At 60.0% G+C, this 20,974-nt stretch carries 21 protein-coding genes; 14 read left to right on the top strand and 7 right to left on the bottom strand.

Annotated elements, in window-relative coordinates; all coding sequences use genetic code 11:
• Positions 1-2: 2 nt before the first annotated feature.
• The 3 genes from ACNAOH_RS00615 to ACNAOH_RS00605 are packed head-to-tail and all read right to left on the bottom strand — an operon-like array spanning position 3 to position 3,279.
• Entirely contained in the window at positions 3-536 is a 534-nt protein-coding gene (locus ACNAOH_RS00615) for a hemerythrin domain-containing protein (RefSeq protein WP_443970866.1), read from the bottom strand.
• Between the two features lie 20 nt (positions 537-556).
• Positions 557-1,084, bottom strand: coding sequence for a hemerythrin domain-containing protein (locus ACNAOH_RS00610; RefSeq protein WP_443970865.1), 528 nt, complete (start codon positions 1,082-1,084; stop codon positions 557-559).
• Positions 1,085-1,104: 20 nt separating this feature from the next.
• On the bottom strand, positions 1,105-3,279 hold the full coding sequence (locus ACNAOH_RS00605) for a catalase (protein ID WP_443970864.1): 2,175 nt from the start codon (positions 3,277-3,279) through the stop codon (positions 1,105-1,107).
• Positions 3,280-3,463: 184 nt separating this feature from the next.
• Here ACNAOH_RS00605 and ACNAOH_RS00600 point away from each other — a divergent pair, with 184 nt between their 5' ends.
• Both ACNAOH_RS00600 and ACNAOH_RS00595 read left to right on the top strand, forming a co-directional pair.
• Positions 3,464-4,207, top strand: coding sequence for a Crp/Fnr family transcriptional regulator (locus tag ACNAOH_RS00600; protein ID WP_443970863.1), 744 nt, complete (start codon positions 3,464-3,466; stop codon positions 4,205-4,207).
• The gene (locus ACNAOH_RS00595) at positions 4,200-4,406 is read left to right on the top strand and encodes a hypothetical protein (protein ID WP_443970862.1); all 207 of its coding nucleotides are present in this window, start codon (positions 4,200-4,202) and stop codon (positions 4,404-4,406) included. Before ACNAOH_RS00600 ends, ACNAOH_RS00595 begins: the two co-directional genes overlap by 8 nt.
• Before the next feature lie 67 nt (positions 4,407-4,473).
• Here the strand turns inward: ACNAOH_RS00595 and ACNAOH_RS00590 are convergent, their stop codons facing one another.
• The 3 genes from ACNAOH_RS00590 to ACNAOH_RS00580 are packed head-to-tail and all read right to left on the bottom strand — an operon-like array spanning position 4,474 to position 6,502.
• A complete protein-coding gene (locus ACNAOH_RS00590) occupies positions 4,474-5,142 on the bottom strand; it encodes a class I SAM-dependent methyltransferase (RefSeq protein WP_443970861.1) in 669 nt (222 codons plus the stop codon).
• Positions 5,143-5,154: 12 nt separating this feature from the next.
• Positions 5,155-6,048: an NAD(P)/FAD-dependent oxidoreductase gene (locus ACNAOH_RS00585; protein WP_443970860.1), complete on the bottom strand. Its 894-nt coding sequence runs from the start codon at positions 6,046-6,048 to the stop codon at positions 5,155-5,157.
• Positions 6,038-6,502 (bottom strand): RrF2 family transcriptional regulator, encoded by a 465-nt coding sequence (locus ACNAOH_RS00580; protein ID WP_443970859.1) that lies wholly within the window; start codon positions 6,500-6,502, stop codon positions 6,038-6,040. Before ACNAOH_RS00580 ends, ACNAOH_RS00585 begins: the two co-directional genes overlap by 11 nt.
• Before the next feature lie 411 nt (positions 6,503-6,913).
• Here ACNAOH_RS00580 and ACNAOH_RS00575 point away from each other — a divergent pair, with 411 nt between their 5' ends.
• The 11 genes from ACNAOH_RS00575 to ACNAOH_RS00525 all read left to right on the top strand — a co-directional run bounded on the left by ACNAOH_RS00575 (position 6,914) and on the right by ACNAOH_RS00525 (position 16,435).
• Positions 6,914-8,239 carry a tyrosine-type recombinase/integrase gene (locus ACNAOH_RS00575; protein WP_443970858.1) on the top strand — a complete coding sequence of 442 codons (1,326 nt, stop codon included), beginning with the start codon at positions 6,914-6,916 and terminating at the stop codon, positions 8,237-8,239.
• A 76-nt stretch (positions 8,240-8,315) separates the two neighbouring features.
• Positions 8,316-8,561, top strand: a complete 246-nt coding sequence (locus ACNAOH_RS00570; protein ID WP_443970857.1) for a hypothetical protein — start codon at positions 8,316-8,318, stop codon at positions 8,559-8,561.
• Positions 8,554-9,183 carry a hypothetical protein gene (locus tag ACNAOH_RS00565; RefSeq protein ID WP_443970856.1) on the top strand — a complete coding sequence of 210 codons (630 nt, stop codon included), beginning with the start codon at positions 8,554-8,556 and terminating at the stop codon, positions 9,181-9,183. The genes ACNAOH_RS00570 and ACNAOH_RS00565 overlap by 8 nt, the downstream gene beginning before the upstream one ends.
• A gap of 375 nt (positions 9,184-9,558) precedes the next feature.
• Entirely contained in the window at positions 9,559-10,008 is a 450-nt protein-coding gene (locus ACNAOH_RS00560; RefSeq protein WP_443970855.1) for a hypothetical protein, read from the top strand.
• A 39-nt stretch (positions 10,009-10,047) separates the two neighbouring features.
• Complete coding sequence (locus ACNAOH_RS00555) at positions 10,048-10,242, top strand: helix-turn-helix transcriptional regulator (RefSeq protein WP_443970854.1); 195 nt, start codon at positions 10,048-10,050, stop codon at positions 10,240-10,242.
• Positions 10,239-10,436: a hypothetical protein gene (locus tag ACNAOH_RS00550; RefSeq protein ID WP_443970853.1), complete on the top strand. Its 198-nt coding sequence runs from the start codon at positions 10,239-10,241 to the stop codon at positions 10,434-10,436. Before ACNAOH_RS00555 ends, ACNAOH_RS00550 begins: the two co-directional genes overlap by 4 nt.
• Positions 10,437-10,717: 281 nt before the next feature.
• Positions 10,718-11,698, top strand: a complete 981-nt coding sequence (locus ACNAOH_RS00545) for a hypothetical protein (RefSeq protein WP_443970852.1) — start codon at positions 10,718-10,720, stop codon at positions 11,696-11,698.
• A gap of 21 nt (positions 11,699-11,719) precedes the next feature.
• The gene (locus tag ACNAOH_RS00540) at positions 11,720-12,385 is read left to right on the top strand and encodes a hypothetical protein (RefSeq protein WP_443970851.1); all 666 of its coding nucleotides are present in this window, start codon (positions 11,720-11,722) and stop codon (positions 12,383-12,385) included.
• Positions 12,382-13,002, top strand: coding sequence for a hypothetical protein (locus tag ACNAOH_RS00535; RefSeq protein WP_443970850.1), 621 nt, complete (start codon positions 12,382-12,384; stop codon positions 13,000-13,002). Before ACNAOH_RS00540 ends, ACNAOH_RS00535 begins: the two co-directional genes overlap by 4 nt.
• A gap of 290 nt (positions 13,003-13,292) precedes the next feature.
• Positions 13,293-13,565, top strand: a complete 273-nt coding sequence (locus ACNAOH_RS00530; RefSeq protein WP_443970849.1) for a hypothetical protein — start codon at positions 13,293-13,295, stop codon at positions 13,563-13,565.
• A 332-nt stretch (positions 13,566-13,897) separates the two neighbouring features.
• The gene (locus tag ACNAOH_RS00525) at positions 13,898-16,435 is read left to right on the top strand and encodes a hypothetical protein (protein ID WP_443970848.1); all 2,538 of its coding nucleotides are present in this window, start codon (positions 13,898-13,900) and stop codon (positions 16,433-16,435) included.
• A 186-nt stretch (positions 16,436-16,621) separates the two neighbouring features.
• Here the strand turns inward: ACNAOH_RS00525 and ACNAOH_RS00520 are convergent, their stop codons facing one another.
• Positions 16,622-19,897 carry a hypothetical protein gene (locus ACNAOH_RS00520; protein ID WP_443970847.1) on the bottom strand — a complete coding sequence of 1,092 codons (3,276 nt, stop codon included), beginning with the start codon at positions 19,895-19,897 and terminating at the stop codon, positions 16,622-16,624.
• A gap of 587 nt (positions 19,898-20,484) precedes the next feature.
• Between ACNAOH_RS00520 and ACNAOH_RS00515 the strand changes: the two genes are divergently transcribed.
• A complete protein-coding gene (locus ACNAOH_RS00515; RefSeq protein ID WP_443970846.1) occupies positions 20,485-20,766 on the top strand; it encodes a hypothetical protein in 282 nt (93 codons plus the stop codon).
• The last annotated feature ends 208 nt before the right edge of the window (positions 20,767-20,974 follow it).

The raw sequence follows: 20,974 nt of genomic DNA, 5'->3' as shown, positions 1-20,974 counted from the left end.
ATTCAAGCGCCGCAATAACGCTGGAATTCCTCGGAATATCGCTTCGTAATCATCGCCTGTTCGGTGGCTGGCATGTCTTCGACCAATTCGGGAAACCACGTCCCCTCCTCGGAATAGACATGGTGCGCCACGGCCCCGCGAATATGCTCCAGCTTATCCAGATAGTCCTGGCTCATCGGATCAAGGCGCTCCAGCAGACCCATCTCCATCTTCGCGGCGGACTGCTCCTGATAAGCCAACTCTGCATGGCCGATCTGCTTGTCGGCCGCCAGAGCCGGATAGATTGCGGCTTCCTCAGCAATCGAATGACCGGTGAGAAGCAGAGCGAGTTTCTGCTGCGAATCGCGCCGCGCTTCCGCTGTCGTCGCGGCCTTGGTCGCAGCGAAGAGCGCCTCGATCTGACGATGATGATCCAGAATCTGGGCGAGCCAGCCGCCGCGCTGTGCAAGGGATTCCGCCTTGGCGCGCGCTTCGGCCCGCGCCTCCTCGCTCTCCGGGGGTGTGACCGCTGCGATGACCTTGTCGAGTATAGACATGAGATTTCTCCTGCGGGGGATTACACCGTCATCAAATTGACGACGGTCGGTTTCGCCGGAGGAAGGCCGGCGTCCTGGCTGATGGCAAGAAGCTCCTCCTTGCGCGCCTTGAGGTCTGCGCCGAGCGAGATCAGATCGACGCCGCTCGCGCGCGCCTGAGCGAACATGCCGGTGTCCGGCATCTCCTCTTCGTGAACGTGGTGCTTGATCTCCTCCGAGAGCACCTTGACCTTCGCATCATAATAATCGTCGGAGGCGCTGCCCGCCTCAATATCGTTGACCAGCACCTTGGCGCCGTCATGCTCGACATAGGCTTCGTCGAGCAGATCACCCTCGATCTTTCCGGCAAGTGCGGGATAAAAAATCTCTTCTTCGATCAGCGTATGAACCTTGAGTTCAGTGCAGATCTGGTGAGCGAGGGCCGTCTTCTGATCGCCATCCTTGCTCGCCTCATATTGTACGAACAGGTCTTCAACCTTGCGGTGATCGGACTTGAGGAGAGCGACCGCATCGACCATTTCCATCACATCCACGGGCATGTCTTCCATAACAGAATCCTTTCGTGAGATCAGGTTTCAAGAGCGTCGAGATCGACGAGCGGTTCGCGCGCCCAGAACCGTAAAGGCGCCAGCGCAGCGACAAAAGCCTTCGCGTCGGCCTTGCCGGAAAGGGAAATACATCCGTCGTCGACATCCGCGGCGAGGCCCGTACGGGCGAGAAGCGGTTCGGTACCGGGGCCAAGACCGATGAACTTGCAGTGAGCAAATGCATCGGTGAGGAAGTCCTTGGCGGGAGCATCCATCGCGAGCATCTGCCCGCCCTCTTCCGATGCCACGATCGCAACGGCATCGTAGAGCACCGAAGGACCACCATCGATCTTCTGATGCGCGCCCAGAATCTTGCCGTCCGATAGCGTCGCACCGCCAATCTTCGGCGCCACGATCTCGACCATCGCGCCGGCTTCATCGACGGCGTTAAGGAGGGCCTGCACCAGCGCGGCGTCGGCACCATCCGTCACCAGCAGACCCAGCTTGCGCCCCGCAAAGCTTTGCGGTCCTCGCTTAACGATGCTGAGAGCGTCGGAAGGGGGCAAGTCGCCAATCGGCTGGCGAGTTGCCTTGGCAGGCTCAGGCAGGGCCAAGCCCAGTCCATTGCCAACCGTTCTCGCCAGTCCATCATCGATGTGGATGAGGTGAGACAGCATCCGAGAGCGAATATCCGCCCGCTCTACCTTGGAGAGCTCAAACACGAGAGCATCGCCGATGTGCTTTTGCTCAATCGGCGTCTGGCTCACATAAAACTGGCGCGCCTGACTATAGTGGTCGGCAAAGCTCTCGGGACGGATGCGGAGCTTCTCGCCGTCCGCCGGCTCAGCGAAGCTTTTGAAGCCTCGGGCCGGATCCTCGCGGGGACCTCCGATCCCAGCGCCCCAGCTATTCGGTTCATAGTTTGCGCGTCCGACCGGGTTCCGCATCGCCATATGGCCATCCTGCTGGAAATGCGCAAACGGACAGCGCGGCGCATTGATCGGCAGATGCATGAAGTTGGGTGAACCGAGGCGCTTGAGCTGAGTGTCGAGGTAAGAAAAGTTACGCCCCTGAAGCAGAGGATCGTTGGTGAAGTCGATGCCCGGCACTATATTTTGCGTACAGAAAGCGACCTGCTCAGTCTCCGCAAAAAAGTTATCGACCCGGCGATCCAGCACGAGACGCCCGACAGTCCGGATGGGCACCAGTTCTTCCGGAATGATCTTGGTCGAGTCGAGCACATCGAACTCGAAACTGTCCGCAAATTCCTCGTCAAAGAGCTGAAGACCCAGTTCCCACTCGGGGAAATCCCCCGCCTCGATCGCAGCCCAGAGATCGCGACGATGGAAATCCGGGTCGGCGCCGTTGATCTTGACCGCCTCGTTCCAGGCGACGGATTGCAAACCGAGCTTGGGCTTCCAGTGGAACTTGACGAAGGTCGAACGACCATCCTCATCCAGAAGGCGGAAGGTATGGACCCCGAAACCCTCCATGAAGCGGAAGGACCGGGGAATGGTCCGGTCTGACATGATCCACATGACCATGTGCATCGATTCCGGGGTCAGGCTGATAAAGTCCCAGAAATTATCGTGCGCCGTCTGCGCCTGAGGAAAGCCCCGATCCGGCTCTGGCTTTGCAGCATGAACCAGATCCGGAAATTTCATCGCATCCTGAATGAAGAAAACCGGGATGTTGTTGCCGACAAGATCCCAGTTGCCTTCCTTCGTGTAGAGCTTGACCGCAAATCCCCGCACGTCGCGAGCGAGATCTGCGGAGCCCTTTGAGCCCGCTACCGTCGAGAAGCGCACAAAAGCCTCTGTCCGCTCACCGACACGCTGAAAAATATCGGCACGGGTAATGTCCGCGAGGCTCTCCGTCAGTTCGAAATAGCCATGGGCGCCAAAGCCGCGGGCGTGAACGACCCGCTCAGGAATACGTTCGTGATCGAAATGGAAGATCTTCTCACGAAAGTGGAAGTCTTCCATGAGCGTGGGACCGCGTTCCCCTTGTTTCAGGCTGTTCTGATCATCTGCGACCGGAACGCCTTGGGCCGTCGTAAGGGTTGCCACGTCGCCTTCGGCAATCTGATGCGTCTCGCCACCTTCCCCTTGAGGCTCGCCGAACGCCCGTGACTCCGCGCGGGAGGCTGGCAACTGCTTCTGTCTCGACTTTGCAGGCGCGCGACTATCTGCCGCACGCGTCAGGCTCTTTGCCATCGCGTTTCCCCTGGATTGCTGGAGTTTGAACGAGCATCCGGCTCGCCCTTTCAACTCTCGCCGACGGAGCCGGTTGCGAGACACCTTCTGCAATTAACTTTGATCATAGCGAAAAGCCTGCCGACCGGGATCGCATTAGAGCGAGCGAAGTTGAGACGCTGAGCCATCAAGATGGGATCACTCAATGTTCATGGACCGCTTTCTCGCGAACCGCCGTGACGTCCATTTGACGTCTGAGGAGCGTGCTTTGCTCGAAGGGACGATAACCGAAGTTCGCACGTTTGAACCCCGGGCCACGATTGTCGATGCAGGCACGGAGATCACGACAAGCACCTTCCTGCTCGAGGGTGTCATGTCGCGCTATATCGACGACCGGAAAGGGCTGCGGCAGTTGGTCTCCATTCACGTGTCTGGGGAGTTCGTAGATCTTCACGCCTACCCTATGCGTGAGCTGGATCATGCCATCGGCACTCTCACGGCTGCGACCGTCGCGATCGTTCCCCATAGCGCGTTAAGGGAAATTCTTGCCCCCCGCCCCGAACTAACCCGCAAGCTCTGGTTCTCAACACTCGTCGACGCCGCGATGCACAGGGCGTGGCTTTTCCGGGTGGGGCGGCTGGACGCTGTGGGGCGGGTCGCGCATTTCCTCTGCGAGATGAACGCCCGGCTTCACGCCGTGGGCCTTTCCAATGGGCGCCGCTTCGTTCTGGCACTGACTCAGGCGGACATTGCCGAGATTTGCGGTTTAACGACGGTCCATACCAACAGGGTGTTCCGTCAGCTCAGAGAATCCGGACTTTGCCAGATGAGGGCATCGCTCGTGGATATCGAGGATCCTGCGGCGCTTACAAAGCGCGGGAATTTTTCCCCCGATTATCTCTATCTCGCAGCTTGCGAGACGATCAACGAGGAACGCCCAAATGAGTAACTATTCGCCGACCGAGCCCTTCGCCAATCCTGGCGTCGCAATGGCAGAAGAGGGTCATGTCATTCTGGAAGGCCCGAACGGAAATGCAATCACAATGACCGCCGACGCGGCTCTCACTACCGGCAGGAGTCTGATTGAAGCGGGAGAAAAAGCGCTGGAGCATATTGCTGCTGCGGAACAGTCGAACGAGAGCGACTGAAGATTGCTAAGCACGTGCGGTTTCGCCCGGGCATCGCCTCCAACGTCGCTGTCCAATCGCTGACTGATCACGCGAGGGCGACCCATCCACGAAACGATAATCCAGCGTAGAAAAGGGCAACATCGGAAAAGCCAGCCTCGCGAAGCAATGCCTCATCTTCCGTCGAAGATAGAACAGGCAACCGCTGCGCGACGTACGAAATGGAGGCCAATGCCTGATCGCTGTTCGCACTGGGGCCTCCAGAGAATGCGACCGACCGGGCAAACCACGTCGCGAAGTCTCCATCCTCAGGAATACTATGATGGGCGACGACCAGAGCTGCACCGGGCCTCAGTCTTCTATAAATTTCCTGCAAAGTGCGCAGCCGCTCATCCTTAGGCAGAAAGTGCAATGTGAGCAGACAGGTTGCGCCATCAAATGGCCTTGTCGGCACATCGTCAATATAGCCTCGTAGCAACTCGACCCTTGATCTAGAGGGACCAAGGATGCGGCGTGCGAGGTCCAGCATCTCGGCCGCCGGGTCCACTCCTACGAAACGCCAATGCGGTTTTGCCTCTGCAAAAGCTTTCAGTTCGAGACCTCCGCCGGCCCCCACGACCAAGATGTCCGCTGCTTCCGGGGCGTGTTCCGCCAGGAGAACAATCGCCATGCGATGAATGTCCGCGAAGCCCGGCACCTTGCGAGGCGTGCTCTCTGCATAATTGGCGACCATAGCCGGATCGGTGAAGGGGTGCATCAGACCCAGCGCTCAGTCGAAGACGAGCGCGCGGTGGGCCGATGTTCCGGCGGTGACGCCATCCGCCACCGCCCAGCTTACGGTGTGCGGTGCGCGGGCTATGTCGCCAGCAGCGTAGACGCCTGGCACGGTGGTCATCTGGTCGGCATCTGTCCTGATGACCGGTCCCATCGGTCCGTCGTCGATCGCCGCGCCAAGTTGCTCTGCTATCGGGCTGGCCAAACAGGATTGCGGTGCGACATAGAGCGCCTCTATTGGCCTCGTGCGCCCGTCTTCCAGTTCTGCGACGGACAGCGCGCAACCCTCGCCAACCAGCCGCTTCATGCGGCCCGGCTCTACGATCACGCGATGTTTCGCAAGAGTTTCCGCGCTTTCGGGGTCGAGGTCGGCACCGTTGAGGAACAAGGTTGTAGGACCCCACTCCCTGACCAGACATGCCTGATGGACAGACATCGGCGTGCGAAACAGCACGCCAAGCTGCCGATCCGCGAACTCGAAACCGTGACAATAAGGACAATGCAGCACCGTCTTGCCCCAGCGTTCTTTCAAACCGGGAATGGGTTCCAGACTGTCGCGTAGGCCGAAGGCAAGGATGGCTTTACGAGCGGCCACCTCTGCACCGCTCGACAGCGAGACCATGAACCTATCTCCCAGGATGCGCGCCTCGGTCGCTTCGGCTTCGATCATGGTAACGGTGGGATAAGCGGCGAGCTGATCCCGCGCCTTGGCAAGAATTGTTAGCGGATCGCTACCGTCGAAACCCAGATAACCATGCGACGCATCTGCGAAGCGATTGCGCGGTTGGCGGGCGTCAATGACGCAGACGCGCCGGCGCGCGCGGGCGAGATAAGTCGCGGCGGCAAGTCCGGCAAAGGCGCCTCCGACGATAACGGCGTCATGCTCCATGGTTGATCTCCAGGGTGGGTGATCCGCCCCGCTCGGCGAGGCGCGCGTGAAAGTCAGCGCTGAGCGCGGCGAGCGAGATTTCGCCGAACCGGCGAAGGAGCAGCGCTTCGGCTTCGTGGAAAGTCCCACCGAGAGCGGCGTTGACCGCCTGCTCGACAAGGCATCCCGGGGTGTCGGCGCGATTGCCTATCGCCAGAAGCTCGGGCTCGCCGAGCGCATCGTAGATGTCGCGAAGCGTGACCGTGGTGAGATCGCACGCGATCGTCCAGCCGCCACCATGGCCTTTTTCGGAATGGACATAGCCCCGGTCGCGCAATCCCCCCATGATTCTACGAATTACAACGGGGTTGGTTCTCATGGCGCGTGCCAGCACCTCCGATGTGGTCGGTCCGGGCTGTTCGGCCATGTGCATGAGGACGTGAAGCACGCCCGAAAGTCGGCTATCTCTTTTCATGCAACTTTATATGTTGCGAGACATTCCGAAATCAAGAGGGCGTGACCGAGAAATGCGTCAGGCAGGCCACGCCGATCAGACGTGAAGGCAACTGATGATAGGATTCCCATATAGATGGACCCAGCACATGATGCTTGGATCGTCGCATCTCGTTATCGCGACTTGGCATAACGCTCGCGGTATCGGGAGATTATGGATGCAGAAGGAAATGGCGCACCCGGAACGATTCGAACGTCCGACCCTCAGATTCGTAGTCTAAAGAAAGTCGTATCCTGCGATTTCCTGACGTTTCATTTTATCTAGCAATGCTGCGGTTTTAGAGATACGCCGTTTCCCAAGGTCACCTGCAATTTCCGTTCATGTGATTGCTGAGTGATTGCTGGAAGCCCTCTAAAACGGACCCTAAGACCCTTGCCTAATGCATTCATCTCGAAGCGTATGGTGGACGGTTTGAAAGCCTCCGAGACGCCGTTTTTTGTCTGGGATGACGGGCGCGGATCGACCAAGGGGTTCGGCATCAAGGCCCTCCCCTCGGGCAAGAAGGTGTACATCTTTCAGTATCGCGTTTCCGGCCGTGGCACGCCCAAGCGGTACACGATCGGAGCACACGGACCCTGGACGCCTGAGCAAGCCAGATCGCGAGCAGAAGAGCTCGCGCGGATGGTAGGCACCGGGATCGATCCTGCAGAGGCCGAGCGCGAAGCAGATCTTCAGCGCGCCGAGCTGGCCGAGCACCGCAAGGCCGAAAAGGTCAAGGCGGAGCGCGACACCTTGCAGGCGCGCAGCACGCTGTTCCTCGAGCATATGCAGGCAGAGTCGCCGGCGTCCTACACCTTCTACGAGAGCACCCTTCGGCTCCATATCCTGCCCAAGATCGGCGCCCTCCGACCCGCTGCTGTAGCGGTGGACGACATCGACGACGTCCTCGCCGTGATTGATCGCTCCCAAGCCGCGTTGCGGAGGAACGTCTGGGCGGTCCTGCGGCGCTACTTGAATTGGCTGGGCCACCCTCCCCCGCATTACGAACGCGCACCGAGGGTCGCCGCCGCGCGTGACCGCGTTCTAACGGATGAGGAGCTGCGGCTCCTGTGGAAAGCAGCGGACGCTCTGAGCGACCCCTTTCCCACTTTCTACCGGATGCTGCTGCTCACGGGGCAGCGCAGGGAGGAAGTTGCCGGTCTCGAATGGTCGGAGCTTGATCGGCCGGCGGGGTTATGGACGCTCCCTGCCAGTCGGGCCAAGAATGCCTCAGTGCATCTTGTCCCCCTGCCCGCTCAGGCGCTCGGGTTGCTCGACAAGCGCGCGGGCAGAACGGAATGGCCGCGATCGGGCCTCGTGTTCAGCACGACGGGCAAAACGTCGATCTCTGGATTCAGCAAGGCAAAAGCTGCGCTAGACGCAGCAATGACCGTCCTTTTGAACAAGGATCGGGACGAGAAAGACGAAACGCTCGTGATTGCTCCCTGGCGCGTACACGATATCCGTCGCACTGTGGCGACCGGCCTCCAGCGCTTGGGTACACGCTTCGAGGTCACAGAGAGCGTGCTCAATCACCTTTCCGGCCGCAGCAAGAGCGGCGTCGCAGCGGTCTATCAGAGACATGACTGGCTCGAAGAGAAGCGCACGGCGTTGACCGCCTGGGCACGCGACCTCGAGCGCTGCGTCGCCGGCAGACCTCGCACCTCAACAGGAGATAACGTGGTCGCGTTAGCGACCGCTCGCAGCTCACCGGGATAGTCCCGGGAGAACGGCTCGGCGCGATGCTGGTACCATCGCGCCGGGCCTAACCACCACCAGCAATGGAGTGCTGATCATGGCTGTTCATGCTTTAGGCTCGCGCGCATCGCGCGTCGATAGTTTCGATCCAGATAGTTGGCTTCGTGGCTTTGCCGCCGCGGGGGGAGGCTGGCTCATCGCAAACGGCGAACCCTGCTTCGCCTTCCCGGTCCAGCCCGCCCGCTCGACGTTCTCCATGGCGGAGGCGCTTAGCGATGATGAGCGTTCGGCCGTTCGTTCCGCCATCCTGTCACGCTCAAGCATGGAGACGACCGATGCTTGACCAGATCTCAAGCCGGGAACACTGCGGGGAGGCGGTACTCGCGCAACGGATCCCGCCGTTGCCTTCATTCACTGTCAGTCGTGCGCTCTCTCGATTTGATCGGACGCAACTTGAAGGCTTCATCTCGATCGCCATCGATCTGCTGGACCTCGCGGATGGCGATCCCGAGAGCGAGGACGACGACAGCGAAGACTCATTCGCATTGCCTGGGGAAGCTTTGGCGAATGCCAGTGGGCCAGGATGCCCGATTGCTGACGCCGGAGGGGATATCGCCAACGAAGACGTGGCAGGCGGTTACATGGATGTACGTTCCAGCGGCCCCGGCTGTCCGATCAGCGATCCAGGCGGCGGCGCCGTGGACGATGAGGCAGAACTGACAAACGAGGATGGCGAGGAAGAGGCGCTTATTGGGGAGTTCTCTGATGCTGCGGCACGCGCCGTCCATAGGACGCGCATTCAGCGGACGAGGTGCTTTCCGCAATATCGACAGTATCGTGATTGGGGTAGCCGAGAGATGCGGAGGGAGGTCAGGAACTATCGTCTGTTCACCCCTCCCGGTGTCCCAACTCGCCGTCAGCTATTCCGTCGGAAGCGTGGAGTGCCACGCCGCCCCCGAGCGTGACAGGCTCCCGTCGCTCAGCACTGGACGCTGCGCGACAACGTAATAAACCGGATGTGCCGCGTCGCGGCGCAGGAGGGCTAGCCCGGCCAGGCGAAGAGCGCGTCACCTCACGCGTCTGCCCTCCAATTCTCTGAGGTGCCCGGAGGTGGGGCAGTGAAGCCATCTGCAAAAGAACTCGCGATTTTCGAAACGCGCAGGGTGTCGGCGAAACTGATCTTGGATGCCTGTGCGCAATTCCTTGAACTACCATCGATGCAGTTCCAACGTGATTGCTTCGCGATCTTGGACGCTGCTCCTAGTATAGGCGAACGCCGGAATACCCTTGTTCCGCCGATATTGCGAATGGCGAGGTACGTTGGAGTGGAGAGACTTCGCATGTTATTCTCCATCGGCCAGATGGAGCCCCTCGCAGAAGCCTTTGCGAAGTTTGCAAAAAGCCGTGATAGAGCGCTGCATTCGCGGTCCCAGCTAGACGCGGAACATCAGCTGATCGAATTTGGCACGCGCGTGCTAGGTCTCGAAGCTAGAGGAATGTCACGTGGCGAAGCCCAGCTAATTGCCGCGGAAGAAATGTGCCTGTCAGGACGTTCAATTAGATCGGTCAAAGACCGGTGGTCAGAGTTCGTTCGATATGCTGAACAGCTGGGATATGTACCCGTACCCCAGAAGTATGGCGCTTCTTTTGCTGTGAAGCCTCCGCGATTTTCGTTGGAAGATCTTCGACCAAAACCAGGTCGGAAAACCAATGTCGAGCGCGCCAGAAATGGTGCAGCATCGAAGGAGCACGTGACAAATAACTGCATTTTTCTAGGATTGGACCGGTGATAACTGGGATGCCCACGGTAACTTTAGAGGGCATCCCACATGAGCGGAACACTTATCGACACCGAGGAGCTTGCGGCTCGTTGGTCCGTTTCGAAAAGCTATCTCAATAAACTTCGTCTCACTGGTGACGGTCCCCCGTTCGTAAAAATTGGAACAGCTGTTCGCTATGATTTGGCGTCGGTCAGCAGCTGGCTAGACAAAAAGCAGCGCACCAGCACGAGCCAGGCAGCGTGACTTTTCCTTCAGTCGGCACCGGCCGTAAGTTGGTTATCGAGCGCGAGCCCTTTCTCAGCAAGTTCGTGGCGCGCTTCGATCCCCCAATCGTCGGTGATCGCCCCCAGCGCTTCAGCTCGCATGGCGAGGCGATGACCTACGCCCTCTCGGTCCAAAAGACAGATGGCGTCATGCTCGTGGATTTGGGCAGCTAATGTGGCTGCGGCTCCCAAAGCCATTTTCGCTGCGCTGCCAGCGCGTGCCCTACTCGAAAAGGCTCTGACAGTGACAGACCTCAGGGTGCTCGGCACAATCTCGGCTTTTGATCGCATGTCTGGCCAGCGCGGCGTTCGGCAAATTGCTGCGGCGATCGACACGCACTTTTCGAACACCGCAAAATCAATCTCGGGCCTGATCAAGGCAGGGTATCTCAGGGACGGCGTAACCTTTCAGCCAAGCGATTGGCGTCGGCAGCTCCCGCAATCGGTCTTCCATAATGGCTAGCGACCGCCGTACCTTCTATTGCCTGCCGAGGCGTGCAATCTGCGATGGCGAGCTCTCTGCACTGGATCATCGCGTCCTGGGCGCGATCGCTATCCATGACGGCATGAGCGCCAGTAAGGGCAAAGGCGCTGGCTGCGTCGCCTCTAACAAAACACTCACGGCGATGGTCGGCTGCGACTACACCAGCATGTCCAAAACGATCGGCCGCCTCTTGCGCAAGGGTTATGTCGTTCGTGAGCCTCAGCTGCTGGACAAGCGAAAGTTCACCCTTCGCCTCATCTATGACGAGCCGGATGCAGTCCGCTCCGGGCCGACAGATAGTTGGTCAAATGGCCAACAAATCAGTGACGAGGTAGTTGGCGAAATCGCCAACGATCCGCCCGAAATAGTTGGCGAGGACGCCAATGAAGGTCCGGAAATAGTTGGCCGTGATAATTTTGAAACCCGCACAAATCTGCCAGAAACCACTGCACACTATATTCCCCTAAGGGGGGAAATAGATTTTGCTAAGCAAGGAAATAGATTCAGCAAAGCTGCGCGACTGTCGTCACGTGATGCGACCAGCAGTTTGAAAAAGTTGATCAGCGAAGGTCTGCCGGAAGGAGCGTTGATCTCGACGCTTTCGCAGATTGCTCGGCAGGCGAAAAAAGTTCCTATCACCGATCCAGCTCTGATCGATGCGCTTACCGACTGCATGGTGAGTGAGGAAATCCAAACCCCTGCATTGGGCATGATCGGGCGGATCCTCGACAAGCATGTGGAAGACGAAGCGCATCACCAATGGCTCCGGCAGCGCGGCTACACCGACGAATACCTCCGGCAAGTGCAGGCCACGCGGGCTGAGAGCGCCAAGCCTGGCTCTTCTCGCTCCCCGATCGCGCGCTCCGTAAATCGCGCCGCCGACCCCTTCGATCTTGGGGTGGTCTCCACCTTCGATTCCGATCTCACGGGCAGACGGGAACCCCTCCGATGATCTCAGCCACATCGTAAAACATTGAAAGGACCACCGATGACCATGGAATCACGAAATGCCGCGATCGAGGCCGCTGAAAAGGCGGCCAGGATTGAACGGTTGAAAGCTGACGTTACGCGGCTCGAAGGACTGTTGAAAGGTGCGGAAAGCACCTTCGATGCAGCGATGAGCCGCGCGAGCGGAGCCGACACTTTTCGGGCTCAGCAAGCGTCTAACGATATCGAGCGGTTCGGGAAAAAGCTGGCGGAAAGCAGAGAAACTTTGCAGCGCTTGGTAGCTTCGTCGGGGACGCCTCGTGCCATTGCACACCTTGTTGCCGCTCCTCAGGCGAAGGCACCATCAGCCGCAGCGCCTGCCCCCGCTAAGCCAGCCGCGACCTCCGCACCAGCCCTGCCAAAAATGTCGGCCGCGCATCAGCAAATCTACGACAAGGTGATTAAGGAGGAAGAGGAAAAGAAAGTTGCGGCCGCGCGCAGATCAGCCAGTGACGGAGTCTGGGAAAAGGCTTGGGGCCGTCCTAACGCGATGATCGGAGATGCCAGTGCCGCCGGATCACCGGCAGCGATCGCAAGTACCAAGCAGGCTTCCACCCATGAGCTTCGCGACAAGTCGAGTCCCGCCGCCAAGGTCGACGACGTCTGGGCACGCGCCTATGCCACTCAGGTTACGACGGGAGGCCGCGCATGAGCAATTACGCCCACGTGACCGCTGCGCTTGATGCAATGAACCCTTCGCCTCTCCTCGACGAGCGCCGCAGTTCACTGGAACGAGAGGAAAGAATCAGGCTGGCGATCGCAGACATCGATGACGAGTTGCAGCAAGTTCATTCGGAGCTGCGTGATCGCGATTTCGACGCGAATTACTCCAAAGAGCTAGCTCTCGCCACGCTTGGGGAAGGCGATGAGCCGGCCTCCAAGATACAGCTTGAGCAACGTCGCGATGAGTTGCTGGCACGAAAGCGCGGCCTCATGAGCGCTCACAGGGAGGCCGACGATTACCATATGCGTTTCCGATCAGCTCGCACCAACTTGCTCTGCGAAGCCACCCGGGAGTTGGCAGATGAGCTGATGGCGCAGGCCGTGGAGATGCTCGTTGGGCTGCGACGGATGCATGCGACGACAGATGCCCTCAGAGGCGCTGTTCCCAGTCTCGACGGGCTCCATCGCGAGATCGATGAGCTGCTAAGCCACGCTCATAACTTCCGCTCCCTCGCCTCGCGAGAACCGATTGGTCCCGATCCCGCACTGATCGAGGCAGTGCTCGAGCATCCCAACGTGAGCCGGCTGATCAGGCCTGCTCGCTAGTTTGTAGGCGGGCCGGCAGCTTCGGGGCCGGCCTCACTGGAGCGGGACAACTCCCCCGGCGTCCCGCTCCCTTTTCTTCACAGTTCGCGCTGCCTTTCAGGCGCCAGCGCGATTGGCGGCAGCAAGGCGAGCCACGAGCCGCGCTGTCACCGCGGGGCTGGAGATGTCTGGCATTGGCGGCTCCAGCCCCACTCATCGAAAGGAACAATATGACGAAGCGTTTGCCTCGAACTCCGAAACGCCCAAGGCCTGCAGGGCGGGACCTCCCCTCCAGCGAACACATCGACAAAGTGCGCGCGGACCTGACGCCGGAGCAGATCGTGGCTCTCTCGACGCAGCTAGGTGCCTATGCCACCCGCCAGGCGCAGATCGCGGTCGAATGCTCAAACCCAGCGACGCCTGCGGGCGGCATCAACGAGATCGTAGCCGAGGCGTTCGGGCTCACGGTTGATGAAGCAGCGCCATTCACGCGGGCCTATTTCGACGCTGTGGCCTCGATCGGGATTAGCAAGATCAGGCAGATGCTGTTCGTGCAGAAAGAGCAGGCGGAGGCGATCCATTAGCGCCCATGCCCGCTCAAATTGCGGCTCTCCCAACTCGCTCATGTTAGGTTAGCTATTGGGACATAACGGCCGTTTCCGGTGGCGTCGGTAAACGACGGGTTTCGGACGAAGCGGCGGTTGGCGCGGCGGCGAGCTGTATCCGGGGAACGAGCGACTCTGGCCGGTCGCGAACGGGCACCGTTCGATCTCACGGAGTGGGAAGCGGCCAAAACGTGTTGCTGATGTTCGGTTCTCTCTGAGTACCACCGGATCTTCTGAACCATAATCTCGACATCGCATTGTCTCGCGCTAGTCTGCAGGAGCTGAAGCCTGGGGAGAGATGGGGTGTTAAGTTGCGCGGATCAAATCTGAAATCGGGCTTCTGCCTGCTTGCTTTGCTGTTTGCCGCCGGCTTATCTTCGTCCGGCGTCGCGCATGACGATGCGAGCGTAGAAGTGGCTCCTGCGGAAGTGATCACCGGTGATGCCGGTCTTGACACGCCCAAGAAGAACCTTTTCGCAACCGATAAGAAGACGCTTCGCAAAAACCTTCTGACATCGAGGAAGGACATTGCCGAAAGCATTCGAGCAACTGCGCCGGATCCATTTCGCAACTGGACGAGTGCATTGCTCGCTTCGCTTGAGAGCAATGATCTTGATGCTGCCAGCCTTGACATGGCGCGGCGTTTCGCACTGTCCGATGGCCCCGTGCGCCAACTCGTGCACAACTGGGCTCTGGTGTGGGCATACAAATACGACTTTTTCGGAGACCAGCCCGATGCCGTTCGCAATCGCACCCACCTGATCGCCGGGATCGACAAGGCGCTCGATCAGGCCAATCACGATCCCTTGTTGGTGCAATTTGCCGCCTCGACGCTCGACGAGGCCAATGTCTGCGACAAGAGCCTGCTTACGCTACCCGGCACCGTCGCGGACCGCCCGGCATCCTTGCGTTCTATTACTGCCGTAACCGGTTGCAGCGAACCGTTGCTGGAAACGCTTCAGACCGACCCCACGCACCGGGTCGCCGATCTTGCCCTATTGGACAGCTTACTTCAGAAGCAAAGCACATTAACCCTGTGGCTTCTGCGGCCCGAGGCTGCGCAGCACGTCGCACAGCCGGATCAGCGCATGTTCACGCTGGCGCTCACGCGTGATGCGATCGCCGATGCGTTTACGCGAGGGGCAGACGCACATGGACTAGCCCTATACGATGCGCTTGATCCGGCGGGCCGCCGCGCGATGCTGGACGACACCCAAGCTGGCTTCACCGCCACGATCGATGGCATTCCCGTAGCCTTCGCCTCGGAAAGCCACGCCAGCCTGACCACGAGCCTTGCTGCCGCGCTGTACCTGGCGGACCGCAAGGACGAGGCGCGCGTGCTGATCGAGACCGACCCGCAATTGCCGGTGCAACGCAGGCTGGTGAATTGTCTTTTTGCGGCCCGTACCGCGAAGGATGTGAGTATGGCAGCGGAGGGGTGCAGCGAGGGCGAAGATGCCCCCGGACGCGATCCTGACATCGACAGTCTGATCTTGTCATGGGCTCTCGATGGACAGCAACACGATCCCTATCCGATGCTGGAGACCGGTTTTAGCACGAGCGGTTCGGGCGCGAACGCTCCGCTTGCCCGGCTCTATTGCAGGCTGTTCGACGTCAGCGTGGCGGGCAGCGTCTGTGCCAATGCCAGACGTTCGGTCGCCTATGATCTGAAACCCTCGCCTTACGAAGACGATGAAGAAATCGCGGCTCGAACTGCGCTCAAAGCGCTCGATCTGCCCGAATGGGATTCGATCGCCGCACTGATCGAAAACGAACGTATTGCAGGTCTTGCAGCCTTCGACGACGTTGAGACCTATACCTCTTACATGGACCGGCCACCGATCGAGCCGGTCTATCCGGCGTTCGCTCAGTCCAAGCTGCCTTCACAACTGATCACTGCCCGCTCTGACAAGCAAGTGGCCGAGGCAGGGGAAAGCAAATGGCCAAAAGGCTGGGCCGCATTGCCCCGGGGGTTCGAACCCGTGCGCTGGGAGAGTGAGGGAACCCGTGCCGTTACTATCAGCCAGTCGGGTGCTTTCGATCGCGGCGGCGAGGTTGGGCGCGGCGGTTACTGGGTGCATCTCAGTCACGATGGCGGGAAGACATGGGGAAAGGCGCTCTACACCGGGCTCGCCGTCCGTTTTCCCTACGTGATAGCGCCGACGTCGAAACTGCCGCTGTTGAAGGGCGATCACCTTCAGATCGAAGTCACGTACGCACTATTGGATACCTCTAGCATTACCTATCCTCCCGTGGGCCTGCGCACCCTGCGAAAAGAGGCGAACCTGTGGCTTGATATTCCGATCGATGCGCTGACCGAAGACAGCGATGGCGACGGCATTTCCGATCTGGTTGCCGCGCACCTGGGCGTGAACGGACCCGCGGATGAGGCGCCCTTCGTGGTGGGCTCGGATGCGGCCTCCTGCAAAGAGGGTGCTACCGATCCGGCAACAACCGTACGCCGAAAGGTTCTTCTGATGCTCACCGGCATCGATGAGGCGGCGATCCGCGAGCCTATCGACCGCGCCCCCGATGCCTCGCCGCTTTCCGGGATCACGCGCGTTTCCACCGGCGAGAAATGGCCGCTGTTCGTCAAGGGGCGTCCCGCTGACCTCGCCTGCATGGTGCCCTTGCCGATGCCCGTACTGGTCTACGGTGCGAAAGGCGAAGAGGCCCTGCAACGCCGCTCGCCCGATTTCCGTCTGATCGAACTGCCTGCACTGGTCATGAACCGCGAGAAATCGCGCGGCTACGCGATCTGGTCGAGTGGCTGGGCCGGTGGCACCATTCTGTTCTGGCTCGAGAATGGTTCGTGGCGTTTTGAGACTATCTCAAGTTGGATCACTTGATGATGCACGGAGCCTGCTCCATTAAATATTCAGAGCACAATATGGCGATCCTGATCGCATAGCCGACCGGCCGGGTAGCGCGAGCCGAATGGCGGATTTCAGCAAAACCTGTCGGTCACATCAACGACGCCAAATGTCTGGAACTGGTCGAGAGCGGCTATCCGCAAGCCGGGCCTTTACCGAGCGTCAGTAGTTGTGCGCGAGGCCGAGATAACGGTCGTCGTACGCGCCGCCGTAACCGGAGCCGACAAGCGCGGCCATGTAGCGCGCCATGTCCGCATTGGACTGGGCGATCGATGCCAGTTGCGGCTGGAGCGCGGCGACGAGCGTCTGCGTCTGGGCCTGCGTTGCGCTCACGATCGGGGCCGTGTCGAACGGGGAGGGAGCATTGGCGGCGTTCGTATATTTCGCTTCCGTCGCCGTGATCGCGTCGCCCGTCAGCGTCGTCACCTTGGCAAGCAGGTCGAAATAGTCCTGCCCGGATCCGCTGATCTGGCGCTGGATATCGAGCAGCGTGCGCGCAGCGTCCGCATACTGTTCATAGGCCTGCTGATCCCCTGCGCGGACGCGCGCCTCAAGTGGGTCGTAGGCGGCACGGGCGTTCGCCAAGCGCGTGGTGAGGGAGAGGCCAGTCTCTCCGACCTTGAGATCGGAGAGGAGGGCCTTGAGGCTGGACACAGTGGATTCGCCGGCCTGCTTGATCGCGTCGGCGCGCTCTTTGCCATAGAGCGTTTCCAGATCCGCCATTTCCTGCGTCGTGGCGCCGGCTTCCTGGAAGGTCTTAATTAGGCCTCTGAACTTGGCATTCACGTCGTCGAGGGCGGCGCCAATGGGATCGTTGTAGCGCTTGAGATCCTTGAATACCTGCTCGAACGAGAGCGCCTTCGAGAGGCCGGCATTGATGTCGTCGCTGTTGGCGAGCAAGCGCTGAGTGCCCGAGCGGAGCCCCTCTAATGCACCGTCGCGGATCGCGTCGAGGATGGCATAAGAGATCGCCGCAGCCTGATCGTCGCCGAAGTCATAGAGACCATAGCGCTGCTCGTTCTGGGAGGCCGAACCCTTATAGCCGCCCATCTTCGAACTGCCGGTCGTCGAGACGCGGTAATTGTCCTTATACGTGCCGATGCTGACATTGAACCGGCCGACGTCGACCCCAAACTGCTGGGCGATCTGAGCGAGGCCGCTCTGGACAGAAAGGCCGAGGCTGTTGGCCTGCTTCGTCCGTGAGCCGCTGGTGCCGCTGGAATAGATATCGCCCGAACCGCCGCCGCTGAGCTGTGCCGACCCGGACTGCGTTTTCTTGAACAGACCGCCCAAGGCTCCGCCGAGCAGTCCACCAGCAATCGCACCGAGAGGACCGAGGGCTCCCGCGAATTTACCCAGAACCGCACCAAGAGGTTTTTTCAGGGCTTCGCCGGCAACCTCACCAAGCGCGCCTCCGATCGCAGAGGTTGTGCGGTTGCTGTTCCCGCCTAGAACGCCGCCCGCGATGCTACTGCCGAGTTGCGCTCCGCCGAGCGCCTTGCCGAACGACTTGCCAACGTTTTCCGCGTTCGAGCCGAAGATGCGGCTGAAGGAATTTTCAAGAAGCCCGCCGAGCTGCTCTGCGAAAAGCTTATCTCCAGTGGCGACGCCAGTGAGGAATTTCCCGGCCGCCCCCCCCTCGGCATTCTGTGCTGCAATGGACAGAATGCGCGCGAGTTTAGGGCCGAACTGATGTGCAATGACGTCGGCGCCCTCCATCATTGCTTGCAGGATGCGCTCAGCCTGATCGGCAGCTCGCTTGGCTCGCTCCTCTAATTCCTCCGACGCGCTTTTGATGCCCCCCGCGACGGAGAGATCGCTGTGGACATCGTCTCTCGCCTTCTGGCGGATTTGTTCAATCTTCTTATCGAGGTCGTCCAGAGCGCCCTGTCGGAACTGTTCAGCCTCCTTCGCAGACACAACCCCGGCGCGCTGCGCGCGATCAATGCCATCCAGAGTCTTGGCATAGGCATCCCCAGCAGCTCGCATAGGCGCGAACCGCGTAACCAGATCCGAAAGGACCTGCGCGACCTCCTCTTTGGCCCGCTCCGCGTCGCGCTGGATGCGATCAATCGCCTCCCCGCCCCTACCGCCACCTCGAGACGAAGAGGACCGGTTGTTGGGCTTGTCAGGCTTCAAAAGTCGAGAGCGATCGGTCTTCGTCCCCTGCCCGTCCAGCAGACGTAAGGACGCGTCGAAGGTTTTCAGGTTCTCCCGTTCTTGAGAGAGCGATGCCACGGCCGCGATGGCCTTCGCCATTTGCTGCTGATCGATCCTCCCTGCGCGCTGGAGGCTTTCGATGCGTTCGACGGCCGTCTTGAGATCGACATTGCCAGCGACAGATTGCTGGGCAGTGAGCTTGAGTAGCCGGGGATTGGCATCCTCGAAACCGAAACCCATGATACTGCCCGTCATCCGGACATCGCGTTCCGCATACGCTCCCACCGCGCCGCGGGCCTCTGCCTCCCTTCCCTGCGCCTGAGCACGGGCAAGAACGAGTTGAGCCCTGGCCAGAGCAATGACAGCTTCCGACTGGTTATTGATCTTGCCCGTCGTGAGGTCGATCGCACCTCCAAGAATGCTTTGAGCATTGCCCAGCACGTCGCCGGAGATGCGAACCTTGTCTAGGCCCTCATCCGCCTGCCCCAGCCTCGAGACGAGAAGCCCTATCGCTGATACGGCTACGCCAACAGCGATCCCATATGGGCCTCCCATGAAGGTTGCCATGCGTCCGAGTAGCGTAGTGCTGTTACCGGCCGCAGATCCCATCATGCTGATCGCGCTGGCGGTCTGACCAGCCTGAAGGGCAAAGATCTGCGTTGCACTGGTGCCAAAGCTGGCCTGCGTGAACACGTCCTGCAGCTGCTGACCAAGAGAGTAAGCGCCGGCTCGCATCATGCCCGAGGATTTGGCGGCACGTTCCATCGCCAGAGATGTTTGCCCGGTGCTCATCGACAGCCGGGTGTTGCTGCCCGCCGTCTTGTCGATCTCCAGCTGAACCAGGCGCATCACCGCAGCCAGCTCGGTCGCCTCCTTCGCTGCAATCTCTTCCTGGGCCGCCATGCCCTTCAAGCCGAAGAGGAAGCTCGCGGTACTCGCGCTCAATGTTGTCTGCGAGGCCGCGACCTTGTCGATCGCTGCCGCCATTGCTCTCGCCGCTTCTGCGCTGCCGCGCATTTCAGCTGCACGGTCCGCAAATCCAGACGCATCGAAGCGAGGCAGGAGCAGTTTGGTTCTGTCAACGTTGCCCGCGGCCGCCTGTATGGCTGCTCCGACGTTGCGCCACTGGTCTTCCACGTCGGTCGCTGCGCGTCGGCTCGCTCTGCTCGTCTTGGCAAAGGCCGCGTCGGCCGCTGATTCGAAGGCCGGAAAGCCTCCGCTCGACGGGTCGTACTCAACGGTGAGGAATGCAGGGAATGTAGATCCGGGAGTAGCCATGGTTCGCCTCAAAAGATGGGCGGGTGGCCACGTCACCCTGAGCTAAAATATTACCATGTCTCCCCGTTTAACGTCGAGCCTTTTTCACTGAGCTGCGCAGCTGTGAAGCATGGCGATAAGTCGCGTTGTCTCCTCGTGGCCGGAACATAGCCGACGAAGCGGTCGGGCGACACCACGCCGCGCCGACGCCGCAAGCACCATCTCATTAGATCGCCAAATGCATGACCGTGCGCGCATGTTAGGGAGTCACGCTCCAGAATTGGCGCAAGGTCGATCGTCTCTCCCCTGGCACAACGGAAGCACCAGAGACGCAAAAGATATCCCGAATCAAGAGGGGCTGATAGGAGCACTTGCGAGAACGTAATGAGAACAAGCCGAGGTGGCAATGAGTAGGCGGACGACCCAGGACGAAGCGTTGCGACTGTCGCGAGAGCATCGCTTGGAGCTGACGTCGTTCGACCCTCAGGTAAATATCAGACGGGCAATCGCCATCGGCATCAGATACGGCCGCAAGCACCCGGAGGGCGAAGACGCGCCCGTGATGGTCCCGCGCATGAGGCTAGGTCGGATTGAGAAAGGAAGTGAAGATGTCACCAATTGAGCGCGCCGCGCTTGCTTTTCGCAAACAGCTTTCGCCTTCTTTGCTGAGCGACGGCTCGCTGCCGGTAGAAGAAAAATTCACTGAAGCGGACTTTGCCGAGATCGCCCGCGCCGCCATCGCAGCGATCCGCGATCCCGATGAAAAGATGCAGGAAGCGGGGGCGGAAGTCGTTAAATATGTCGGGTCTTCGGAATCACGCGAGGCACACCGCAGCGATGCCGCTAACACATTCCGATTTATGATTGACGCACTGCTGTCTGACGGCTGAGTGAACCTTCTTGATGAATTGGACAAGCGCGTCTCGTCTGCCGAGACGGAGGCCGCGACCTTGACTTTTAATCGCGCGAGAAGAGCAATTCACCGCAGTCAATGAACTGAAAAGCCCCGCGATATTTAACGGGCTTCATGGAGCTTGAGCACGCACTCGCAATCATTGATCGCGCTGCCGACAACGCCGATCGCCTAAACAGCTTGGA

The organism is Sphingobium sp. CR28, assembly GCF_052327305.1.
In the GTDB taxonomy this organism is placed as follows: Bacteria; Pseudomonadota; Alphaproteobacteria; order Sphingomonadales; family Sphingomonadaceae; genus Sphingobium.
The sequence above is the reverse complement of the archived record's forward strand: the minus strand, read 5'-3'. Positions and strand labels throughout refer to the sequence as shown.